Origin of the sequence: Phytoactinopolyspora endophytica (assembly GCF_004138495.1) — a bacterium.
GTDB lineage: Bacteria > Actinomycetota > Actinomycetes > Jiangellales > Jiangellaceae > Phytoactinopolyspora > Phytoactinopolyspora endophytica.
Genome location: NZ_ML142868.1, coordinates 90726 through 94032 on the forward strand (window position 1 = coordinate 90726; position 3307 = coordinate 94032).

Below are 3307 nucleotides of genomic sequence, written 5' to 3' on the forward strand. Positions count from 1 at the left end.
GTACTGTCTCGGCAAGCTCGACGACGCCGGAGAGACCACCCGTGTACGACGGCGGCACCGGCGGTACTACACCGAGCTCGCCGAACGGGTCGCGCCCCGGTTGCGTGGACCGGAGCAGCGAGACTGGCTCAAGCGGCTGGACACGGAGTCCGCCAACATGCGCCGCGCGCTCGACAACGCCGTCCACGACGGCGACGCCGAGCAGGCGCAGCGGCTGGTCAACGCCCTCACATGGTTTTGGTTCCTGCGAGGCAGACGGCGCGAGGCATCCCGGTCGCTGGCACGAGCGCTGGCTGTTCCCGGTCAGCCGCACGCCCAGGTGACGGCCCGTACCCGGAGCTGGCACGCCGGCATGACCATGCTGGAGAACATCCAGCGAGTGGAGCCCAACGAGACGGTGCTGAAGCTCCATGCCGAGGCGGACGACCCCGCGGGCCTGGCACATGCCCAGTTGCTGCTCGGCATGGCGGAGCTCAGCTACGGCAACCTCCCGGCGAGCGAGCAACTCGCCGTCGGCGCGCTGACGGCGTTCCGTGCGCTCGATGACAACTGGGGAACGGCGGCGTCGCTCGCTCTGCGGGCCAGCCAGGCGATCTTCCGCAGTGACCTGCACGCTGTACGGGAACGTGCCGAGGAGAGCATGGCCTTGTTCGACGCGATCGGGGACGACTGGGGGCGGCTACAGGCGGTCGAAGCGCTAGGGGCGTACCACGAGATCACCGGCGACTACGCCTCCGCGGCCGGGCTGCTGCGGGAAGCCGTGCGGGTGGCCGAAGACCTCGAGCTGTGGTCCGAGCTCTCCTGGATGGTCTCCCGGCTCGGCCGGATCGCGCTGCTCGAAGGCGACTACCCGGAGGCGGACCGGCTCCACCAGCGCGGCCGTGAGATCGCTGTCCAGCATTCCATCGTGGCTGGGCAGGAGTTCGCGGACATCGGCCTGTCGATCAGCTATCGGCACCAAGGGCGGCTGGACGAAGCCGAGGTACGGCTGCGTCACTGGCACGATTGGAACCGCAAGCTGGAGGCGGAGTACGGCATGACGCTGATCCTCGTACAGCTCGGTTACGTGGCCGAGCTCCGCGGGGAAGCCGATCGTGCACGAGGGTTTCACCTGGATGCGCTTGCCACCGCGCGTTCCACCGACGACATCCGGGCCAAGGCTTTCAGCCTCGAGGGATTGGCCGGCGCGGAGTCACTCGCAGGCGACCATCGCCTCGCGGCACGGCTGCTCGGTGCTGCGGCCGCCGCTCGCCAGTCCGTCGGTGCGCCGCTTCCGTCCGGTGAGCGCCTCGACGTCGACCGCGTCACGGCGAGGATCCAGAGTGCTCTCGGACAGTCCGAGTACTCCGTCGAGTTCGAGCGCGGCACTCGGCTGACACCGGATGCCGCCGTGTAAGGGGCCACTACCGGTACTCTGTCCATCAGAAGTTACTGGAAATACAGTTTCCAATATGGAGTCCCCATGTCCCGACGCCCTGCCACACCCAGCCTGCTGCGCTCATTGAACGATCGCAGCGCCCTCGAGCTGCTGCTCCGGGACGGGCCGCTCACCCGCGTGGATCTGGGCCGACGGACCGGACTGTCCAAGGTGACCGCCTCCCAGCTCCTGGCCCGCCTGCAGGAACGCAGCCTGGTCGAGGTGGTCGGCAGCCAGTCCGGAGGGCGCGGCCCCAGCGCCGAGCTCTACGGCGTCCGCCCCGGCTGCGCCTATGGCATCGGCATCGAGCTCAACCCCGATCATCTCCGGGCCACCGCTGCCGACGTCACCGGCACCGTCGTCGGCCGGATCGACTGGGAGATCAGCAGCGGGGAGGATCCCCGGCAACTCATCCAGAAGACCGTGGCGGCGGTCGTGGCAGAGGCCGGCATCGACGATGACGGCGTCCACGATGTCGTCGTCGGCACACCCGGGGTGGTCGACCCGGTTAGCGGTGAGGTGGAGCTCTCGTTCGACCTGCCCGGATGGCGCCATGGCCTGCGGGCCACCCTCGCGGCCGACCTGCGATGCGACCTGACCTTCGAGAACGACGTGAACCTCGCGGCGGTCGCCGAGCGCGCCGAGGGAGCCGGCCATGACGTCGACGACATGGTGCTGCTGTGGGTGGGGCGCGGCGTCGGGCTGGCGGTGGCTCTGAGCGGTCACATCCACCATGGAGCCACCGGCGCCGCCGGAGAGATCGGGTACCTCCCCGTCGCCGGGGTGCCGTCACCCGCCAGCGTCGAGGTACCGGCACGAGGCGGCTTCCAGGCGCTGGCCGGAGCGGCCGCCATCGCCGGTCTCGCCCGAGAGCACGGCCTGGTCGCTGACAGCGCGACGGACGCCGTCCGAAGCGCGCTCGCCAGAGCCGGCGAGCCCGGTGCCGACGCCTTCCTGCACACGTTCGCCGACCGCCTGGCGCTGGGCGTCGCGTCGGTCTGCGCCGTCGTCGACCCCGCGCTGGTCATCGTGACCGGGGACGTGGGCGTGGCGGGCGGCGAGCGCCTGTGCGACATGGTCGCCGCAGCCGTGCGACGCATCGCCCCCGTTCACCCGCGGGTGGTGCCGGCGGTTATCACCGACGCACCGGTGCTCCGCGGCGCCACCCTGACGGCCGTGGAGAAGGCGCGCTCCTCCCTCTTCACCGGCAACCGCTAGCCGAACTGCAGGACGCTACGAGAGCACACCTTGAGCTGTTACTCAACCGTGACGAGAAAAACTGGAAACAAACCTTACATTAGAACCTCCATTACTGATAAGACTCTTTTCAGTAGCGTTTGACGTGCCGGTTCGCCCCGTCACACACCGGAGGGACTACCAGTGAAGACCACACGACTGCTCAGCACGGGACTCGCCGCCGCCGTTCTCGTCCTTGCCGCCTGTGGCGGGGACGACGGAGATTCTGAGCCCGCGGACAACGCCGAACCCGCCGACGACGACACCAGTGGGGACGGCGCCGACGCAGCCGCACCCGAGGCGGCCGAGATCCGGCTCTGGCTCAACGGCGGTGACACACCCGACTCGATGCGCGACTGGCTGATCGAAGAGTTCGAGCAGCAGAACCCCGGGTCGACACTGGTCATCGAGGAGCAGCAATGGGAGGGCCTGGTCGACCGGCTCACCACGTCCCTCGGCAGCGCATCCGAGACGCCCGACGTCGTCGAGATCGGCAACACGCAGGCGCCCACGTTCACCACCGTCGGAGCATTCTCCGACCTCACCGACCTGCTGCCTGACCTCGGCGGTGACGATCTCCTGCCGGGCTTCGTCGAGGCCGGCAGCGTCGACGACCGCACCTATGCGGTGCCGCTGTACGCCGGTTCGAAGTAC

The 3307-nt window shown here is 69.1% G+C and carries 2 protein-coding genes and 1 pseudogene; all 3 read left to right on the forward strand.

The window, feature by feature from the left end; all coding sequences use genetic code 11:
* Positions 1 to 1396, forward strand: a pseudogene (locus tag ELR45_RS41650) (AfsR/SARP family transcriptional regulator); the annotation flags it as partial.
* Positions 1397 to 1462: 66 nt separating this feature from the next.
* Positions 1463 to 2635 carry an ROK family transcriptional regulator gene (locus ELR45_RS28700; protein ID WP_129669357.1) on the forward strand — a complete coding sequence of 391 codons (1173 nt, stop codon included), beginning with the start codon at positions 1463 to 1465 and terminating at the stop codon, positions 2633 to 2635.
* Positions 2636 to 2797: 162 nt separating this feature from the next.
* A partial coding sequence (locus ELR45_RS39480) for an extracellular solute-binding protein (protein ID WP_205857460.1) occupies positions 2798 to 3307 on the forward strand: 510 nt, incomplete at its 3' end.